The 16249-nt window shown below is 64.5% G+C and carries 12 protein-coding genes; 11 read left to right on the top strand and 1 reads right to left on the bottom strand.

What is annotated here, in order from left to right; genetic code table 11:
* The first annotated feature begins 285 nt into the window (after window positions 1-285).
* From ACTIFE_RS11680 to fumC, 9 genes are all read left to right on the top strand, one after another.
* Complete coding sequence (locus ACTIFE_RS11680; protein ID WP_439529326.1) at window positions 286-1890, top strand: ABC transporter substrate-binding protein; 1605 nt, start codon at window positions 286-288, stop codon at window positions 1888-1890.
* Between the two features lie 113 nt (window positions 1891-2003).
* The gene (locus ACTIFE_RS11675) at window positions 2004-3011 is read left to right on the top strand and encodes an ABC transporter permease subunit (RefSeq protein ID WP_439529325.1); all 1008 of its coding nucleotides are present in this window, start codon (window positions 2004-2006) and stop codon (window positions 3009-3011) included.
* A 97-nt stretch (window positions 3012-3108) separates the two neighbouring features.
* A complete protein-coding gene (locus tag ACTIFE_RS11670) occupies window positions 3109-3963 on the top strand; it encodes an ABC transporter permease subunit (protein WP_439529349.1) in 855 nt (284 codons plus the stop codon).
* A 4-nt stretch (window positions 3964-3967) separates the two neighbouring features.
* Entirely contained in the window at window positions 3968-4819 is an 852-nt protein-coding gene (locus tag ACTIFE_RS11665) for an ABC transporter ATP-binding protein (RefSeq protein ID WP_439529324.1), read from the top strand.
* Window positions 4816-5655 carry a dipeptide ABC transporter ATP-binding protein gene (locus ACTIFE_RS11660; RefSeq protein WP_439529323.1) on the top strand — a complete coding sequence of 280 codons (840 nt, stop codon included), beginning with the start codon at window positions 4816-4818 and terminating at the stop codon, window positions 5653-5655. Before ACTIFE_RS11665 ends, ACTIFE_RS11660 begins: the two co-directional genes overlap by 4 nt.
* Before the next feature lie 591 nt (window positions 5656-6246).
* Complete coding sequence (locus ACTIFE_RS11655) at window positions 6247-7365, top strand: ATP-dependent DNA helicase (protein WP_439529322.1); 1119 nt, start codon at window positions 6247-6249, stop codon at window positions 7363-7365.
* A 147-nt stretch (window positions 7366-7512) separates the two neighbouring features.
* On the top strand, window positions 7513-8052 hold the full coding sequence (locus ACTIFE_RS11650) for a sigma-70 family RNA polymerase sigma factor (RefSeq protein WP_439529348.1): 540 nt from the start codon (window positions 7513-7515) through the stop codon (window positions 8050-8052).
* A complete protein-coding gene (locus ACTIFE_RS11645) occupies window positions 8049-8849 on the top strand; it encodes an anti-sigma factor (protein ID WP_439529321.1) in 801 nt (266 codons plus the stop codon). The genes ACTIFE_RS11650 and ACTIFE_RS11645 overlap by 4 nt, the downstream gene beginning before the upstream one ends.
* A gap of 661 nt (window positions 8850-9510) precedes the next feature.
* A complete protein-coding gene (fumC, locus tag ACTIFE_RS11640; protein ID WP_439529320.1) occupies window positions 9511-10896 on the top strand; it encodes a class II fumarate hydratase in 1386 nt (461 codons plus the stop codon).
* Between the two features lie 274 nt (window positions 10897-11170).
* Here fumC and ACTIFE_RS11635 read toward each other — a convergent pair whose 3' ends face one another.
* Entirely contained in the window at window positions 11171-13606 is a 2436-nt protein-coding gene (locus ACTIFE_RS11635; RefSeq protein ID WP_439529319.1) for a Tex family protein, read from the bottom strand.
* Between the two features lie 239 nt (window positions 13607-13845).
* Between ACTIFE_RS11635 and ACTIFE_RS11630 the strand changes: the two genes are divergently transcribed.
* Both ACTIFE_RS11630 and ACTIFE_RS11625 read left to right on the top strand, forming a co-directional pair.
* Window positions 13846-14418, top strand: coding sequence for a fasciclin domain-containing protein (locus tag ACTIFE_RS11630; RefSeq protein WP_439529318.1), 573 nt, complete (start codon window positions 13846-13848; stop codon window positions 14416-14418).
* Window positions 14419-15270: 852 nt separating this feature from the next.
* On the top strand, window positions 15271-16242 hold the full coding sequence (locus ACTIFE_RS11625) for a metal ABC transporter solute-binding protein, Zn/Mn family (protein WP_439529317.1): 972 nt from the start codon (window positions 15271-15273) through the stop codon (window positions 16240-16242).
* Window positions 16243-16249: the final 7 nt, after the last annotated feature.

The raw sequence follows: 16249 nt of genomic DNA, 5'->3' as shown, positions 1-16249 counted from the left end.
ACATATTGAAATTTAGGCTACTTTGTGGCCTTTGTTGGGTTATGTTGCGGTGCATCAGTACGGCGTGGGCTTTTGGAATGCATTGGACAGCATCGGCTGCCAAGCCCTTAGGTCAGCAAATATGACCGAGTTAAAAAATTTCGTTTAAGGCCAGAAGATCGAAATCTTTTGTCGGTTGCTTTCGGCGCAAAAACGGTCCTTATTTCGCTGCAAGCGGATCGATAAACTTTCGCACAATCTCAAAGTTGCGAGATCCGCTTTTCTCATCAAGGGGAGAACAGTTTTATGATTATCCGCACCACCCTGAAGGCCGCGCTTCTCGGGGCCAGCCTGATCGCGATTGCCGCGACCGGCGCTCAGGCCAAGACGCTGGTTTACTGCTCGGAAGGTTCGCCGGAAGGCTTTGACGCTGCCCTGTATACGTCGGGCACCACGTTCGATGCCTCGTCCAAGGCGATCTACAACCGCCTGGTCGAGTTCAAGCCGGGCACCACGGAAGTCATTCCGGGTCTGGCTGAATCCTGGACCGTTTCCGACGACGGGCTGGAGTACACCTTCAACCTGCGCAAGGGCGTGAAGTTCCACAAGACGGACTTCTTCACCCCGAGCCGCGACTTCAACGCCGATGACGTGATCTTCTCCTTTGAGCGTCAGGGCAAGAAGGACCATCCGTGGAACACCTACACGGAAGGCGCGACCTGGGAGTATTTTGACGGCATGTCGCTGCCGACCCTGATCAAGGAAATCGTCAAGGTTGACGATCACACGGTCAAGTTCGTGCTGACCCGTCAGGAAGCCCCGATGCTGGCAAACCTTGCCATGGACTTCGCGTCCATCGTCTCGGCTGAATATGCCGACCAGCTCGACAAGGCCGGCACCAAGGCCAACCTGAACCAGCAGCCGGTCGGCACCGGCCCGTTCTCCTTCGTCGGTTACCAGAAGGACGCCGTTATCCGCTACGCCGCCAACCAGGACTACTGGGGTGGCAAGCAGCCGGTCGACAACCTCGTCTTCGCCATCACGCCGGACGCAGCCGTTCGCCTGCAGAAGCTGAAGGCCGGTGAGTGCCATGTCATGCCGTATCCGGCCCCGGCCGATATCGCTGCCATCAAGACCGACCCGAACCTGCAGATCATGGAGCAGCAGGGCCTGAACGTCGGCTACCTCGCCTACAACAGCACCCAGGCTCCCTTCGATAATCCGAAGGTCCGCAAGGCGCTGAACATGGCGATCAACAAGGACGCCATCCTCTACGCCGTGTTCCAGGGCTCCGGCCAGGCCGCGACCAACCCGATCCCGCCGACCATGTGGTCCTACAACACCCAGATCAAAGACGACGCCTACGATCCGGAAGCATCGAAGAAGATGCTTGAGGAAGCTGGCGTGAAGGACCTCAGCATGAAGGTCTGGGCGATGCCGGTGCAGCGTCCGTACAACCCGAACGCCCGCCGCATGGCCGAACTGATCCAGGCTGACTTCGAAAAGGTCGGCGTCAAGGTCGAGATCGTCTCCTACGAGTGGGGTGAATACCTCAAGCGCTCGAGCGACAAGGACCGTGACGGTGCCGTTCTCCTCGGCTGGACCGGTGATAATGGTGATCCGGACAACTTCCTCGCCGTTCTGCTCGGCTGTGACGCTGTGGGCGGTTCCAACCGCGCCCAGTGGTGCAACGACGAGTTCGAAGCTCTGGTGCAGAAGGCGAAGGTCGTGACCGACAAGGCCGAGCGGACCAAGCTGTACGAGCAGGCGCAGGTCGTGTTCAAGGAACAGGCTCCGTGGGCAACCATCGCTCACTCCGTCGTGTTCATGCCGATGTCCAAGAAGGTCTCGGGCTATGTCATGAACCCGCTCGGTGGCCACTCCTTCGAGGGCGTTGATATCGCCGAGTAATCCTTGCATTCAGCGGCACCGGCGGATAATCCGCCGGTGCCTTCGCTTTTGGCGAACCGGCCGTAGCGGGAGTTTCCCCCTGCGAGCCGGTTCTCTCAAATCCGGACATCGCCATGTTTCGCTTTCTTCTCGGTCGTCTCGGCCTGCTGATCCCGACCTTTCTCGGTGTGACCCTGGTCGCTTTCAGTTTCATCCGGCTCCTGCCCGGTGATCCGCTTGAGCTGCTCGCCGGCGAGCGCGGGATTGCTCCGGAACGCAAGGCGGAACTCATGCGCCAGATGGGCCTCGATCTGCCCTGGTGGGAGCAGTATCTCGTTTATCTTGGCAAGATCTTCCAGGGCGACCTCGGAACATCATTTTCCTCGAAGAAGCCGGTGCTGGATGAATTCCTGCAGCTGTTTCCGGCCACCGTCGAACTGGCCGTCTGCGCCATCCTGATCGCGGTCGCCATCGGCATTCCGCTCGGCATTCTGGCTGCCGTGAAGCGCGGTTCGTTCATTGACCAGACGGTCATGGGCACGGCGCTGATCGGCTATTCCATGCCGATCTTCTGGTGGGGTCTGCTCCTGATCATCCTGTTCTCCGGCATCCTGCAATGGACGCCCGTGTCCGGGCGCATTTCGCTGATGTATTTCTTCCCGCAAGTCACGGGCTTCATGCTGATCGACAGCCTGTTGTCTGGCGAGAAGGGGGCGTTCCTGTCGGCGGTCCGGCATCTCATCCTGCCGTCGGTCGTTCTGGCGACCATCCCGCTCGCTGTGATCGCACGTCAGACCCGCTCGGCGATGCTTGAAGTGCTTGGTGAGGATTACGTCCGCACGGCCCGGGCCAAGGGCCTGCCGCCGCACCGGATCATCGGCCTGCATGCCCTGCGCAATGCGCTGATCCCGGTTATCACCACCATCGGCCTGCAGGTCGGTGTGCTTCTGGCAGGTGCGATCCTGACCGAGACGATCTTCTCCTGGCCAGGCATCGGCAAGTGGCTTGTCGACAGCATTTCCCGCCGCGACTACTTCGTCGTTCAGGGCGGCCTGCTGCTCATCGCCGGCATCATCATGCTGGTCAACCTGATCGTGGACATCCTGTACGGGCTCGTAAACCCGCGCATCCGCCACAACTGAGCGGAAGGACCGAAAACCCATGAGCACCTCTCCCAAGGCGGATGCCTCCGTCATCGCCGAAAAGCTGGAACGTGAAAGCCGCAACGCCACCCGGGCAATGCTGACCGAGTTCTGGTATTACTTTTCGCAGAACCGCGGCGCCGTCATCGGCCTGGCCGTGTTTCTTCTGCTGGTCTTCGCCGCGATCTTCGCGCCGCTGATCGCCCCGCATGCGCCGGACATGCAGTATCGCGACAGCTTCCTCGTCCCGCCGGTCTGGCAGGAAGGCGGCAAGTGGGCCTTCCTGCTCGGCACGGATGCCGTTGGCCGCGACATGCTGTCCCGCCTCATCTATGGCGCGCAGTTCTCGCTGTTCATCGGCTGTGTCGTGGTGGTCATCGCGCTGACGGGTGGCGTCATTCTCGGCCTCATCGCCGGCTACATGCGCGGTGCGGTTGATACCTTCATCATGCGCATCATGGACATCATCCTGGCGTTTCCCTCCCTGCTGCTCGCCCTGGTGCTGGTGGCGATCCTCGGGCCGGGTTTGATGAATGCCATGATTGCAATTGCCCTCGTGCTGCAGCCGCATTTCGTCCGCCTGACCCGCGCGGCCGTGCTGGCCGAGCGCTCGCGCGACTATGTGGTGGCCGCCCGCGTGGCCGGTGCCGGGCATATGCGCCTGATGTTCAAGACGATCCTGCCGAACTGCCTGGCGCCGCTGATCGTCCAGGCCACCCTGTCCTTCTCCAGCGCCATTCTCGATGCGGCCGCCCTCGGCTTTCTCGGCATGGGCGCACAGCCGCCGACCCCGGAATGGGGCACGATGCTGGCCGAAGCGCGTGAGTTCATCCTGCGCGCCTGGTGGGTCGTGACCTTCCCGGGCCTGGCCATCCTCATCACGGTGCTCGCGATCAACCTCATGGGTGACGGTCTGCGTGACGCCCTTGATCCCAAGCTGAAGCGGAGCTGAGACCATGGCGCTTCTCGATATCCGCAACCTCCGGGTTGAATTCGACACCGCGAAAGGCCCGTTCCGGGCGCTGGATGGTGTCGACTACACTGTCGATGCCGGCGAGGTTCTCTCCATTGTAGGCGAAAGCGGCTCGGGCAAGTCGGTGGCCATGCTGGCGACCATGGGCCTCCTGCCGAACACCGCGACGATCACGGCCGACAAGATGGAGTTCGAAGGCCTCGACCTTCGCACCCTGACGCCGAAGCAGCGCCGCAAGGTGATCGGCAAGGACATCTCCATGATCTTCCAGGAGCCGATTGCCAGCCTGAACCCGTGCTTTACTGCCGGTTTCCAGCTGGAAGAGGCGCTGAAGGTCCACACCAGCCTGACCGGGCGCCAGCGCCGCGAGCGGGTGCTGGAGCTGATGCACGCCGTCGGAATCCCTGAGCCGGAGCGGCGGATGAATTCCTTCCCGCACCAGATGTCGGGCGGCCAGTGCCAGCGCGTCATGATCGCGATGGCCATTGCCTGTTCGCCGAAACTGCTCATCGCCGACGAGCCGACCACCGCGCTCGACGTGACGATCCAGAAGCAGATCCTCGACCTGCTGATGCAGCTGCAACGCGACAGCGGCATGGCGCTGATCATGATCACCCATGACATGGGCGTCGTGGCCGAAACCGCCGACCGCGTCATCGTGCAGTACCAGGGCAAGAAGATGGAGGAGGCCGACGTGCTCTCCCTGTTCGAGGCGCCCAAGCACCCCTACACCCGCGCGCTGCTCGCCGCGCTGCCGGAAAACGCCACGGGCGACCGGCTGCCGACCGTCAGTGACTTTGCCAAGTCCTTCGCTGCCGAGGAGGCCCGCGCATGAGTGATCCCATCCTGAAGGTGCGCGACGTCACCCGTGAGTATGTCATCGGCGGCGGCCTGTTCTCCAAGCCGCGCGTGCTGCAGGCAGTCAAGGGTGTCAGCTTCGACGTCGAGCGCGGCTCGACCCTCGCCGTCGTCGGCGAAAGTGGCTGCGGCAAGTCGACCCTTGCCCGCATCCTGTCGATGATCGATCCGCAGACCGCAGGTACCGTCGAGATCGACGGCCTGAAGATCGACATCAGCAAGACCGGCATTTCGCGCGAAATGCGCCGCAAGGTGCAGATCGTGTTCCAGAACCCGTACGGCTCGCTCAACCCGCGCCAGAAGATCGGGCACGTGCTTGAGGAGCCTTTGCTGCTCAACACTGACATGAACGCGACCGAGCGCCGTGATGCGGCTCTCGCGATGCTGGAGAAAGTCGGCCTCAAGCCGGAACACTACGGCCGCTATCCGCACATGTTCTCCGGTGGCCAGCGCCAGCGCGTAGCCATTGCCCGCGCGATCATGCTGAAGCCGAAGCTCCTGGTGCTCGACGAGCCGGTCTCGGCGCTTGATCTGTCGGTCCAGGCGCAGATCCTCAACCTGCTGAAAGACCTGCAGGACGAGATGGGCCTCACCTATGTCTTCATCAGCCACGATCTCTCGGTCGTGCGCTACCTCGCCGACAAGGTGATGGTGATGTACTACGGCGAGGTGGTGGAATACGGCACGCGCGAGGAAGTCTTCGGCAACCCGCAACACGCCTACACCCAGACCTTGTTCACCGCGACCCCGGATGCCGGCGTCGAAGCGATCCGCAAGCGCGTCGCCGCCAAGAAAGCCGCCTCTGCGGCCTGACCCGGCCCCGCACTTGCCCCCGATCAAAAGGCCCGCCCGGTCCCCCGGCGCGGGCCTTTTTGTCGCTTTCAGCCGCCTGGATATGCTTCCGGGCCGTCCACTCCCGCTCCGTGTCACCCCGGCCGAGCGCAGCACAAGCCGGGGCCCACTCGTTTCCAGAGCGAGAATTGGGGCTGCCGCGTTGACTTGTTCGACATGCCGCGTGCAGCCGTCATGAACCGGACCGCAAGGTCTCCGACCTCGTCGCTCCTGCGCAGGCAGGAGCCCAGTAACCGAATGACTCGATTGTATTCCGCCGCATGCCACCCAAGTAGCGCCCCGATTACTGGGCTCCTGCCTTCGCAGGAGCGACGAAGGTGACGCAAACGCACGTCTCTGCCGTCAGGCAGGGAGGCTTTCTTGGGGGGCTCAGTTTCTGTAAACCCGGCTCTCGCTTCGCTGCGCCCGGGGATAGGCTTCTGGTGGTTTAGATGTCACAAGGATCTGTCCGATCGCCTCCCGTGCAGGCCTTTGTGCTTGACGTGGAAAGGCGGATGCGCCGGACGGCAAAACCCGCTATTGCCTTCAGCGAACGAAACGGGAATCGCACGGATGCTCTGGTCGCCGCAGCAGGAAAAGGCCTTGATGGATGCCGCGCAATGGCTGAAGCGCGGCGACAAGCAGGTGTTCCGCCTGTTCGGCTTCGCCGGAACCGGCAAGACCACGCTGGCCCGGCATCTGGCCGAGGGCATCGACGGGGATGTCTGTTTCGGCGCCTTCACCGGCAAGGCCGCGCATGTCCTGCGCCAGAAGGGCTGCACCGACGCAGGCACCATCCATTCGCTCATCTACCGTCCGCGCGCCTCGAAGGAAGAGGAAATCGTCGAGGAGGGGGAGGATGCCGGGCCGCAGTTCGCCCTGAAACGCGACAGCGCCGCCGCGCGGGCCTCACTCATCGTCATCGACGAGTGCTCAATGGTCGACGAGGATCTTGGCCGCGACCTTCTTTCCTTCGGCACGCCGGTTCTGGTGCTGGGTGACCCGGCCCAGCTGCCGCCGGTCAAGGGCGGTGGCTATTTCACCGAGGCCGAGCCGGATGTGATGCTGACGGAAGTGCACCGCCAGGCGCAGGACAATCCGATTGTCCGCATGTCGATGACCATCCGCGAGGGCGGCGCGCTCGACTACGGCGTCTTCGGCGCCAGCCGCATCATTTCCCGCCGCGACATCGACAAGGACCAGATCCTTGCCGCCGACCAGGTGCTTGTCGGCACCAACCGCACCCGCCGCCTCTACAACACCCGCATCCGCGAGCTGAAGGGCTTCCTGACTCCGATGCCGGCCGTCGGCGACAAGCTGGTTTGCCTCAGGAACGACAAGGCCCGGGGGCTGCTCAATGGCGGCCTGTGGCAGGTCAAGCGCCTGAAGCCGCCGCGCGGCAACACGCTGCGCTTCGACATCATGCCGGAAGACGAACCGGCCAAACAGTCGGTCGAGGTCAAGGTGCTGCCGGCGATGTTCGAAGAAGGGGCCGAGCAGATCCCCTATGCCCTGAAGCGCAAAGCCGACGAGTTCGACTTCGGCTATGCCCTCACCGTGCACAAGGCACAGGGCTCGCAGTGGGACAGCGTCGTCCTTTTCGACGAAAGCTTCGCCTTCCGCGAGCACCGCGACCGCTGGCTCTACACCGCCGTCACCCGCGCTGCCGAACGGCTTACCATCGTAAGGTGAGGGCGCTTTTGAGGCTCTGGTTCTGATCCAGCCTCCGCTGGTCGCCGTATCCTTCCCATGAACCGACCTGGCCTTGCCCTCCGGCAACGCGCCCTGCAGGAACGGGGAGATCCTGTGCCGGACGTCGCCGACACTCTTGCTGCCGAGATGGCTCTCGACCTCGCGCCGCTGATCAGCGCGACGGCGCAGGGTGACCGGTCGGCTTTTCGCGTGCTTTATGATGCAACCTCGGCGAAACTTTTCGGTGTGGTCCTGCGTATCTGCAGGGACAGGGACAAGGCGCAGGAGGTGCTGCAGGAGGCCTATGTGAAGGTCTGGCAGAACGCTGCACGCTACGACCCGGCAAGCGGCCGCCCGATCACCTGGCTCGCCGCCATCGCGCGCAATGCCGCCATCGACCAGATCCGCCGCGGGCGGGCCCAGTCGCTGGAGCTGGCGCAGGAGGAGGGCGAACTGGAGGCGATTGCCGATCCGGCCGCCGGGCTCATGGGTCATGCGGATCGCAGCACCTTGCGCGTCTGCCTGGGCGAACTGGAGGATATCCAGCGCGATTGCGTCGTGCTCGCCTATTGCGAAGGCTATTCCCGCGAGGAACTGGCCGTGCGATATGACAGGCCCGAGGCCACGATCAAGACATGGCTCCGCCGCGGCCTGATGCGGTTGAAGGATTGCATGGACCGCGAATGACAGGACGCTCCACACCGCCAGGAACTGCCCCATCCGGACCCGATGACCGGCTCGAGCTTGACGCTCTGGCCGGTGAATTCGTGTTGGGCAGCCTTTCTGAGAGTGAGCGCCGTGACGCCGACCTGCGGCTGGCAACCGATCCGGACTTCGCCCGGCTGGTCGCGGACTGGCGCCAGCGCCTTGCCCCGCTGGATGACAGCGTACCTCCCGTTGCCCCGCCGGCCGATCTGTTTGCCCGCATCGAGACCCAGATCGAAGGACAAGCCAAAGCTGCCGCTGCAGCGTTGCCAGGTGCCGGGTCAGTCTCTTCAGCCTCAGATCTTCTCCAGCGCCGCCTGAACCGTTGGCGCGCGGCCGCGCTTGCCGCGGCGGCCACCAGCACTGCGCTTGCTGCCAGCCTTGCGGCCGTGCTGCTGGCCCCCCTGCCAGAGCCGGAGCCCGTCGTGGCCGGGCAGAAGTATCTCGCCGTCGTCAACCGCGACGGCGCGCAGCCGGCGATTGTTGTCAGCGTCGACATTGAGACCGGGATCGTCTCCCTGCGGGATCTCGGCGCCGAGCAGCCTGCCGACCGCAGCCTTGAAGTCTGGTATCTCGCCGGCGACGGCAGCCGCCCGCCGTTGTCCCTCGGCGTTCTGGCCGACAGCGCCGATATCACCCATCTCCCGGTGCGCGATGCCGATTACGGTCGCCGCGATGCCGCCATCGCCATCACCCTCGAACCCAAGGGCGGCTCCCCCAACGGAGACCCGACCGGCCCTGTGATCTACTCCGGCAAACTGATCCCCGAACCGCGCTGACTGGCAACCTGGTCCCGTCGATCCCCCCTCCCCTCGTCGCTCCTGCGCAGGCAGGAGCCCAGTAGCCGAGGCGTCTTCGGCCGGAACACCCAACATCCGCCGGGGCTACTGGATCCCCGCCTTCGCGGGGATGACGGCTGAGGGTGAGGATAGCGGCGCTGAGAAACGCGGAGCAGGGCGGCGAAGCGGTCGGTCGCAAACCCCTCGTCGCTCCTGCGAAGGCAGGAGCCCAGTAACCGAGGTATCAAAACCTGAAACACCCAAGGCCCGCCGGGTGTACTGGATCCCCGCCTTCGCGGGGATGACGACCGGGGGGAGGATAGCGGAGCGGGGACTGCTGGTGGCGCGGCAAAGCAGCTAAAGCAGCAGCCTTTCCTTCGTCGCTCCTGCGCAGGCAGGAGCCCAGTAACCGAGGCGGCTTCGGCTGAAACTCCCAACATCCACCGGGGGTACTGGATCCCCGCCTTCGCGGGGATGACGGCTGAGGGTGAGGATAGCGGAGGTGGGATTGACGGCGGAGGGTTGGATGACGCCCGAGGGGACGGCGCCGGCAGGGATCCGTCTCCAACCGGCCTTGCCCTTTTTGCCCGACCGTGCAGGAGTGTCAGCGGACGCGATCAACCTGAGGGCCAGCTGTGCCCGATTCCCGCAAGGAGCCGACATGCGCCGCGAAACCGACAGCATGGGCGAGATCGACGTTCCCGCAGACCGCTACTGGGGTGCGCAGACCCAGCGGTCCCTGACCTATTTCGACATCGGCATCGAGAAGATGCCTATCGAGCTGATCCATGCCTATGGCGTGCTGAAGGAGGCTTGCGCCGAGACCAATCGCGACCTCGGCCTGCTGAAGCCCGATCTGGCGGCGCTCATCATCGCGGCGGCGAAGGAAGTCACCGCCGGCACGCATGATGACCATTTCCCCTTACATGTCTGGATGACCGGCAGCGGCACCCAGACCAACATGAATGTCAACGAGGTCATTTCCAACCGCGCCATCGAGATGGCCGGCGGCGTGCTCGGCTCGAAGAAACCGGTGCACCCCAATGACCATGTGAACATGTCGCAATCCTCCAATGACACGTTCCCGGCGGCCATGCACATGGCAGCGGTGATCGAGGTCACGGGCAAGCTCATTCCCGCCGTCCGTTTCCTGCGGGACGGACTGGATGAAAAGGCAAAGGCCTGGGACCACATCATCAAGATCGGCCGCACGCATCTGCAGGACGCAGTGCCATTGACGCTGGGCCAGGAATTCTCTGCCTATGTGTCCATGCTGGACGAGAACATCGCCCGCATCGAATGGGCTTTGGGCGACGTGTACAAGCTCGCCCTCGGCGGCACGGCGGTGGGCACGGGCATCAACGCGCCGAAGGGCTTTGCCGAGGCGGCAGCGGCCCGGATCGCGGCACTCACCGGCCTGCCCTTTGTCAGCCATCCCAACAAGTTCGCCGCGCAAGGGGCCCATGACGGGCTGGTGATGCTGCATGGCGCGCTGAAGACGCTGGCCGGATCGCTGTTCAAGATCGCCAACGACATCCGTCTCCTGGCCTGCGGCCCGCGCTGCGGCTTGTTCGAGCTGATCCTGCCGGCGAACGAGCCGGGCTCGTCGATCATGCCGGGCAAGGTGAACCCGACCCAGTGCGAGGCGCTGGCCATGTTGTCGGCGCAGGTGATGGCCAATGATGTTGCCGTGGGCTTTGGCGGCGCCAGTGGCTATCTCGAGATGAATGTTTACAAGCCGCTGATGATCACCGCGATCCTGCAGTCGGTTCGGCTGCTCACCGATGGCTCGCGCAATTTCCAGAAGTATCTCGTCGAAGGTCTGGAGGCCAACGAGCCGCGCATTGCCGCCTATGTCGAGCGGTCACTGATGCTGGTGACGGCCCTGTCGCCGGTGATTGGCTACGACAAGGCCAGCCACGCCGCCCACCACGCCTTCGAGCACGACCTGTCGCTGCGCGAGGCCTGCCTGGCGCTGGGCTTCGTGGCGGAAGAGGACTTCGACCGGCTGGTCGATCCGAAGCTGATGCTTGGGCCGACGTTGTAGCCATCACCGTTGGCAATTTGCCCGGTGTCACCCCGGCCAAGCGCAGCGCGAGCCGGGGCCTACTCACTCGCAGAGCGGTGGTGGAGCGTCGAAGCGTGGCGGGTGGGGGCACGCATGGTACGTCTGCCTTTGGCGACGCCGGGCCAGCCTCAACTGCTCTGGAAATGAGTAGGCCCCGGGTCGCCGCTTCGCTGCGCCCGGGGTGACGTCTGTGGGAGCTTCTTAAAGCAAAAGGGCGGCACGAGGCGCCGCCCTTTATCCTCTCAGCCTTGCATCATTTGCGGCCGCGGTTCATGGCTGCGGCGAGGGCGGCGGCCATGGCGCTGTTGCCGCCGCCGCTGGGCGCTGGCGCACCGCCCGGCTTGCCGCCACCACGGGGCGCACCGCCACCCGGACGCGGACCGCGTGGGCCATCGCGATCAGGACCGCGCGTGTCGGACCGCTCGCGGCCGGCCTGATAGTCGGCGGCCTTCCTCATGGTCAGGGCGATGCGCTTGCGCTTCACGTCGACCTCGACAACAGTGACGGAGACGATGTCACCGGCCTTCACCACCTTGTGCGGATCATCGACGAACTTGTCGGCCAGCTGCGACACATGCACGAGCCCGTCCTGGTGCACGCCAATGTCGACAAAGGCGCCGAAGTTGGTGACGTTGGTGACCGTGCCTTCCAGCTTCATGCCCGGCTTGAGGTCCGAGACCTCCTCGACACCATCCAGCAGCGTCGCGGTCTTGAACTCCGGGCGCGGGTCGCGGCCGGGCTTTTCCAGCTCGGCGATGATGTCGCGCACGGTGGGCAGGCCGAATCGCTCGTCGGTGAACTGGGCCGCGTTCAGCGTCTTCAGGAAGGCGCTGTCGCCCATGATCTGGCGCACGTCGCGGCCGCAGGCCTGAACGATGCGGGCGGCAAGCGGATAGGCTTCCGGATGCACGGAGGAGGCATCGAGCGGATTGTCGCCATCGCGGATGCGCAGGAAGCCGGCGCAGAGCTCGAACGCCTTGGCCCCCAGACGCGGCACATCCATCAGCTGCTTGCGGCTGCGGAAGCCGCCGATGCCGTCGCGGTGCTCGACGATGGCTTTCGCCAGACCCTCGCCAAGGCCTGAGATGCGGGCGAGCAGGGCCGGCGAGGCGGTGTTGAGATCCACGCCGACGGCGTTCACGGCATCTTCCACCACCGCGTCCAGCGCACGGGCCAGCTTGGTCTGGTTAACGTCATGCTGATACTGGCCGACACCAATGGACTTCGGCTCGATCTTCACCAGCTCCGCCAGCGGATCCTGCAGGCGGCGCGCGATGGAAGCCGCCCCGCGCAGCGACACGTCGACGCCCGGCATTTCCTTGGAGGCCAGTTCCGAGGCCGAATAGATCGACGCCCCGGCCTCGTTGACGATGACCTTGATCGGACGCATGGCAACTGGAATGTCGGCAATCACCTCGGCGGCGAGGCGGTCGGTCTCGCGGCTGGCGGTGCCGTTGCCGATGGCAATGAGGCCAACCTTGTGCCGGGCGATCAGCGCCAGCAGCGTGTTGCGGGCCCCGGCGATATCGTTCTTCGGCTGGAACGGATAGACCGTTGCCGTCTCCACCAGCTTGCCCGTGGCATCGACCACCGCGACCTTGACGCCGGTGCGGATGCCGGGATCAAGACCCAGCGTCGCGCGCGCGCCGGCGGGAGCGGCCAGCAGAAGATCCTTGAGGTTGCGGGCAAAGACCTGGATCGCTTCCTCCTCGGCCTTGTCGCGCAAGGTGCCCATCAGGTCGAGTTCGAGATGCAGGGCGAGCTTCACCTTCCAGGTCCAGCGGGCGACATCCATCAGCCACTTGTCGGCCGGGCGGCCCTGATCGGAAATGCCGGCGGCATGGGCGACCATGCGCTCGGCCGGCTTCAGCCCCTCGGTGACATCGGCGTCCACCGTCAGCTCCACCGCCAGCACGCCTTCGTTGCGGCCACGGAACAGGGCGAGCGCGCGGTGGCTCGGGATCTTGGCCCAGGTCTCGGTGTAGTCGAAATAGTCGGCGAACTTTGCGCCGGCTTCCTGCTGGCCGTCGATCACCTTGGAGGTGACAACGCCCTTGGCAACCAGATGCTCGCGCAGCCGGCCGACCAGCTCGGCGTTTTCGGAGAAGCGTTCCATCAGGATCTGGCGGGCCCCATCAAGCGCGGCCTTGCCGTCGGAGACGCCCTTTTCCTCGCTGACGAAGGCAACGGCCTCGCTCTCCGGCGACAGCATCGGATTGGCCAGCAGCGCGTCGGCCAGCGGCTCCAGCCCGGCCTCGCGGGCGATCTGGGCCTTGGTACGGCGCTTCTTCTTGAACGGCAGATAGAGGTCTTCCAACACGGCCTTGGTGTCGGCCTTGGCGATCTTGAGCGCCAGATCGTCGGTCAGCTTGCCCTGTTCCTCAATGGATTTCAGGATCGCGCCGCGCCGGTCTTCCATCTCGCGCAGATAGATCAGCCGTTCTTCCAGCTTGCGCAGCTGGATGTCATCGAGCCCGCCGGTGACTTCCTTGCGGTAGCGGGCGATGAACGGAACGGTGGCGCCTTCATCGAGGAGTTGGACCGTTGCATTCACCTGCGCCGGCTGGCAGGCGATTTCTTCGGCAATGCGCCGGGCGATGCGCAGGGCCACCTCGGGCGCGACCTGGGTCTTCCGGGCTGCGGCGGGCGTTGCGGCAAAGCCTTCGGGGCTTTCGCTGAAATCGGACATGGGCGGCGCTCCAGTGGTGTCGGTCATGATCGGGCGGCGACCATAGAGCGGAGCTGTGCGGCAATAAAGCGGCATCGCGCAGGCGATTCACAGTTGCCGCGTTTGCCTGGCGCTTTGCCGGTCGAAAACACCGCTGCCAGAAAAATGCAAAAGGGGCTGAAACTTTCCTGCCCGGCCTGCCGTAACTCCTCCTGAACGCCCCGACAGAGGGCGCTTCGTCACGCAAGAGGAGACTTTCGATGCAGACCCTGATCAAGACCTCGCTTCGTGCCGGCATTGCTGCTGGCGTCCTCGCCCTCATGGGTGTTACCGCCATCGCGTCCGGCATGACCAAGGAAGTCGGCGGCGCTCCGATGTATCCGGAAAAGAACATCGTCGAGAACGCCGTGAACTCGAAGGATCACACCACGCTGGTCGCCGCCGTCCAGGCCGCAGGCCTTGTTGACACCCTGGCCGGCACCGGCCCCTTCACTGTCTTTGCCCCGACCAACGATGCCTTCGCCAAGCTGCCGGCCGGCACGGTCGACACGCTGCTGAAGCCGGAAAACAAGGACCAGCTGACCAAGATCCTCACTTGCCATGTGGTGGGCGCTGAGGTCATGTCCGACGCCCTGTCGCAGATGATCACCAGCGGTGAAGGCAGCGCCAAGATCGAAACCGTCGGCGGCTGCACCTTCACGGCCAAGGCCATGGACGGCAAGATCATGATCGAGGACGGCCAGGGCAACATGTCCACCGTCACCATCGCCGATGTCGACCAGTCCAACGGCGTCATCCACGTCGTCGACACCGTCCTGTTGCCGGCCAGCTGATCTCCGTCTCCCCTCGCGACAATCTCCACCCCTGGCGCTCTGCGCCGGGGGTGTTTCCTGTTGATCCGCCGGGACACTTCGCCGCCCCGCTCCGCCATCCCCACCCTCGGTCGTCATCCCCGCGAAGGCGGGGATCCAGTACCCCCGGTGGGCGTCGGGTGTTCCAGCCGAAGACGCCTCGGTTACTGGGCTCCTGCCTTCGCAGGAGCGACGAGGGGAGGGGTGAGGCGCGGACTGCTATTGCCGCGCCGTTTCGCAACCCCGCGAGCCACCTCCGCCGCGCCCTCCGCCGTCCCCGGCCTTCATCCCACCCTCGGTCGTCATCCCCGCGAAGGCGGGGATCCAGTAGCCCCGGTGGGGGCGTTGGGTGTTCCAGCCGAAGACGCCCCGGTTACTGGGCTCCTGCCTTCGCAGGAGCGACGGGGGGAGGGGCTTGGCCCTGCACCTCTCCACCGCGCCGGCCCGCCGTACCTCTCCGTCGCCCCCGCCGCCATCCCCATCCTCCGTCGTCATCCCCGCGAAGGCGGGGATCCAGTACCCCCGGTGGGCGTTGGGTGTTCCAGCCAAAGACGCCCCGGTTACTGGGCTCCTGCCTGCGCAGGAGCGACGAGGGGAGGGGATAGGCTATGGTAGCTCCGCAACGACGCTCTGCATTTCTCCCTGCCGCCATCCCGCTCCGCTTCCCCCCGCTCCACCGCCCCGCACCTAGCCCTCTCGCCGTCGCCATCCACCGCCTTCATTTTTTCTCTTGCAACTCATTCGCATTTGCACCATCTTTCTTGCAAGTCATTCTTAAAAGCATTTGCCTTTGTTGCGCTGCCGCGCGACAGTGCAAGGAAAGGGGCCAAAGACATGGTGTTCGCTCGACGGGGAATTCTGAAATCGGCGCTGGTTGCCGTCACACTTCTGTTTACAGGCGGGGTGCCCGCCCTTTCGGCCGCGCCCCTGTCCGTGGTTGCGACCACCGGCATGATTGCCGACGCGGCCCGCGCCGTTGGCGGCGATGCGGTAACGGTTACCGCGCTGATGGGCTCCGGCGTTGATCCGCATTCCTATCGCCAGACCCGCAGCGACATCGTTGCCATGACCAAGGCCGATGTGGTGCTCTGGCATGGCCTTTACCTCGAAGCCCAGATGGAGGACTTCTTCGCCGATCTGGCCAAGAAACGCCGGGTCGTCGCGGTTGCCGAGGCGGTCGACACGTCCCGCCTGCTCGGGCATCAGGACTACGCCGGCCGCTATGATCCGCATGTCTGGATGGACCCGGTGCTGTGGGCGGATGTCGTTGTCGCGGTGCGCGATGCGCTGACCGAGGTGCAGCCGTCTGAGGCTGCCGCATTCAAGGCCAATGCCGAGGCCTATCTCACTGAGCTTGCCGCGCTGGACGCCTACAGCCGGCAGGTTCTGGCCAGCGTGCCGGAGGGCTCGCGCGTGCTCCTGACGGCCCATGACGCCTTCAGCTATTTCGGCCGGGCCTATGGCTATGAGGTGATCGGCATCCAGGGCATCTCGACCCAGAGCGAGGCCGGCCTCAACCGCGTGTCCGAGCTGGTCGATCTTCTGGTCAGCCGCAAGATCGCTGCGGTCTTTGTCGAAAGTTCCGTCTCGGACCGCAACATCCGCGCCCTGATCGAAGGGGCTGCGGCGAAAGGCCACGAGGTGCGCATCGGCGGCGAGCTGTTCTCCGATGCGATGGGTGAAACCGGCACCTATGAAGGCACGTATCTCGGGATGATCGACCACAACGTCACCCTGATCACCAGGGCGATGGGTGGGACAGCGCCGGAAGGTGGCAGGGCCGGGCGGCTTTCCGCCGGGCTTTGAACCAGAG

This window comes from Pannonibacter sp., assembly GCF_051860505.1.
In the GTDB taxonomy this organism is placed as follows: Bacteria; Pseudomonadota; Alphaproteobacteria; order Rhizobiales; family Stappiaceae; genus Pannonibacter.
The sequence above is the reverse complement of the archived record's forward strand: the minus strand, read 5'-3'. Positions and strand labels throughout refer to the sequence as shown.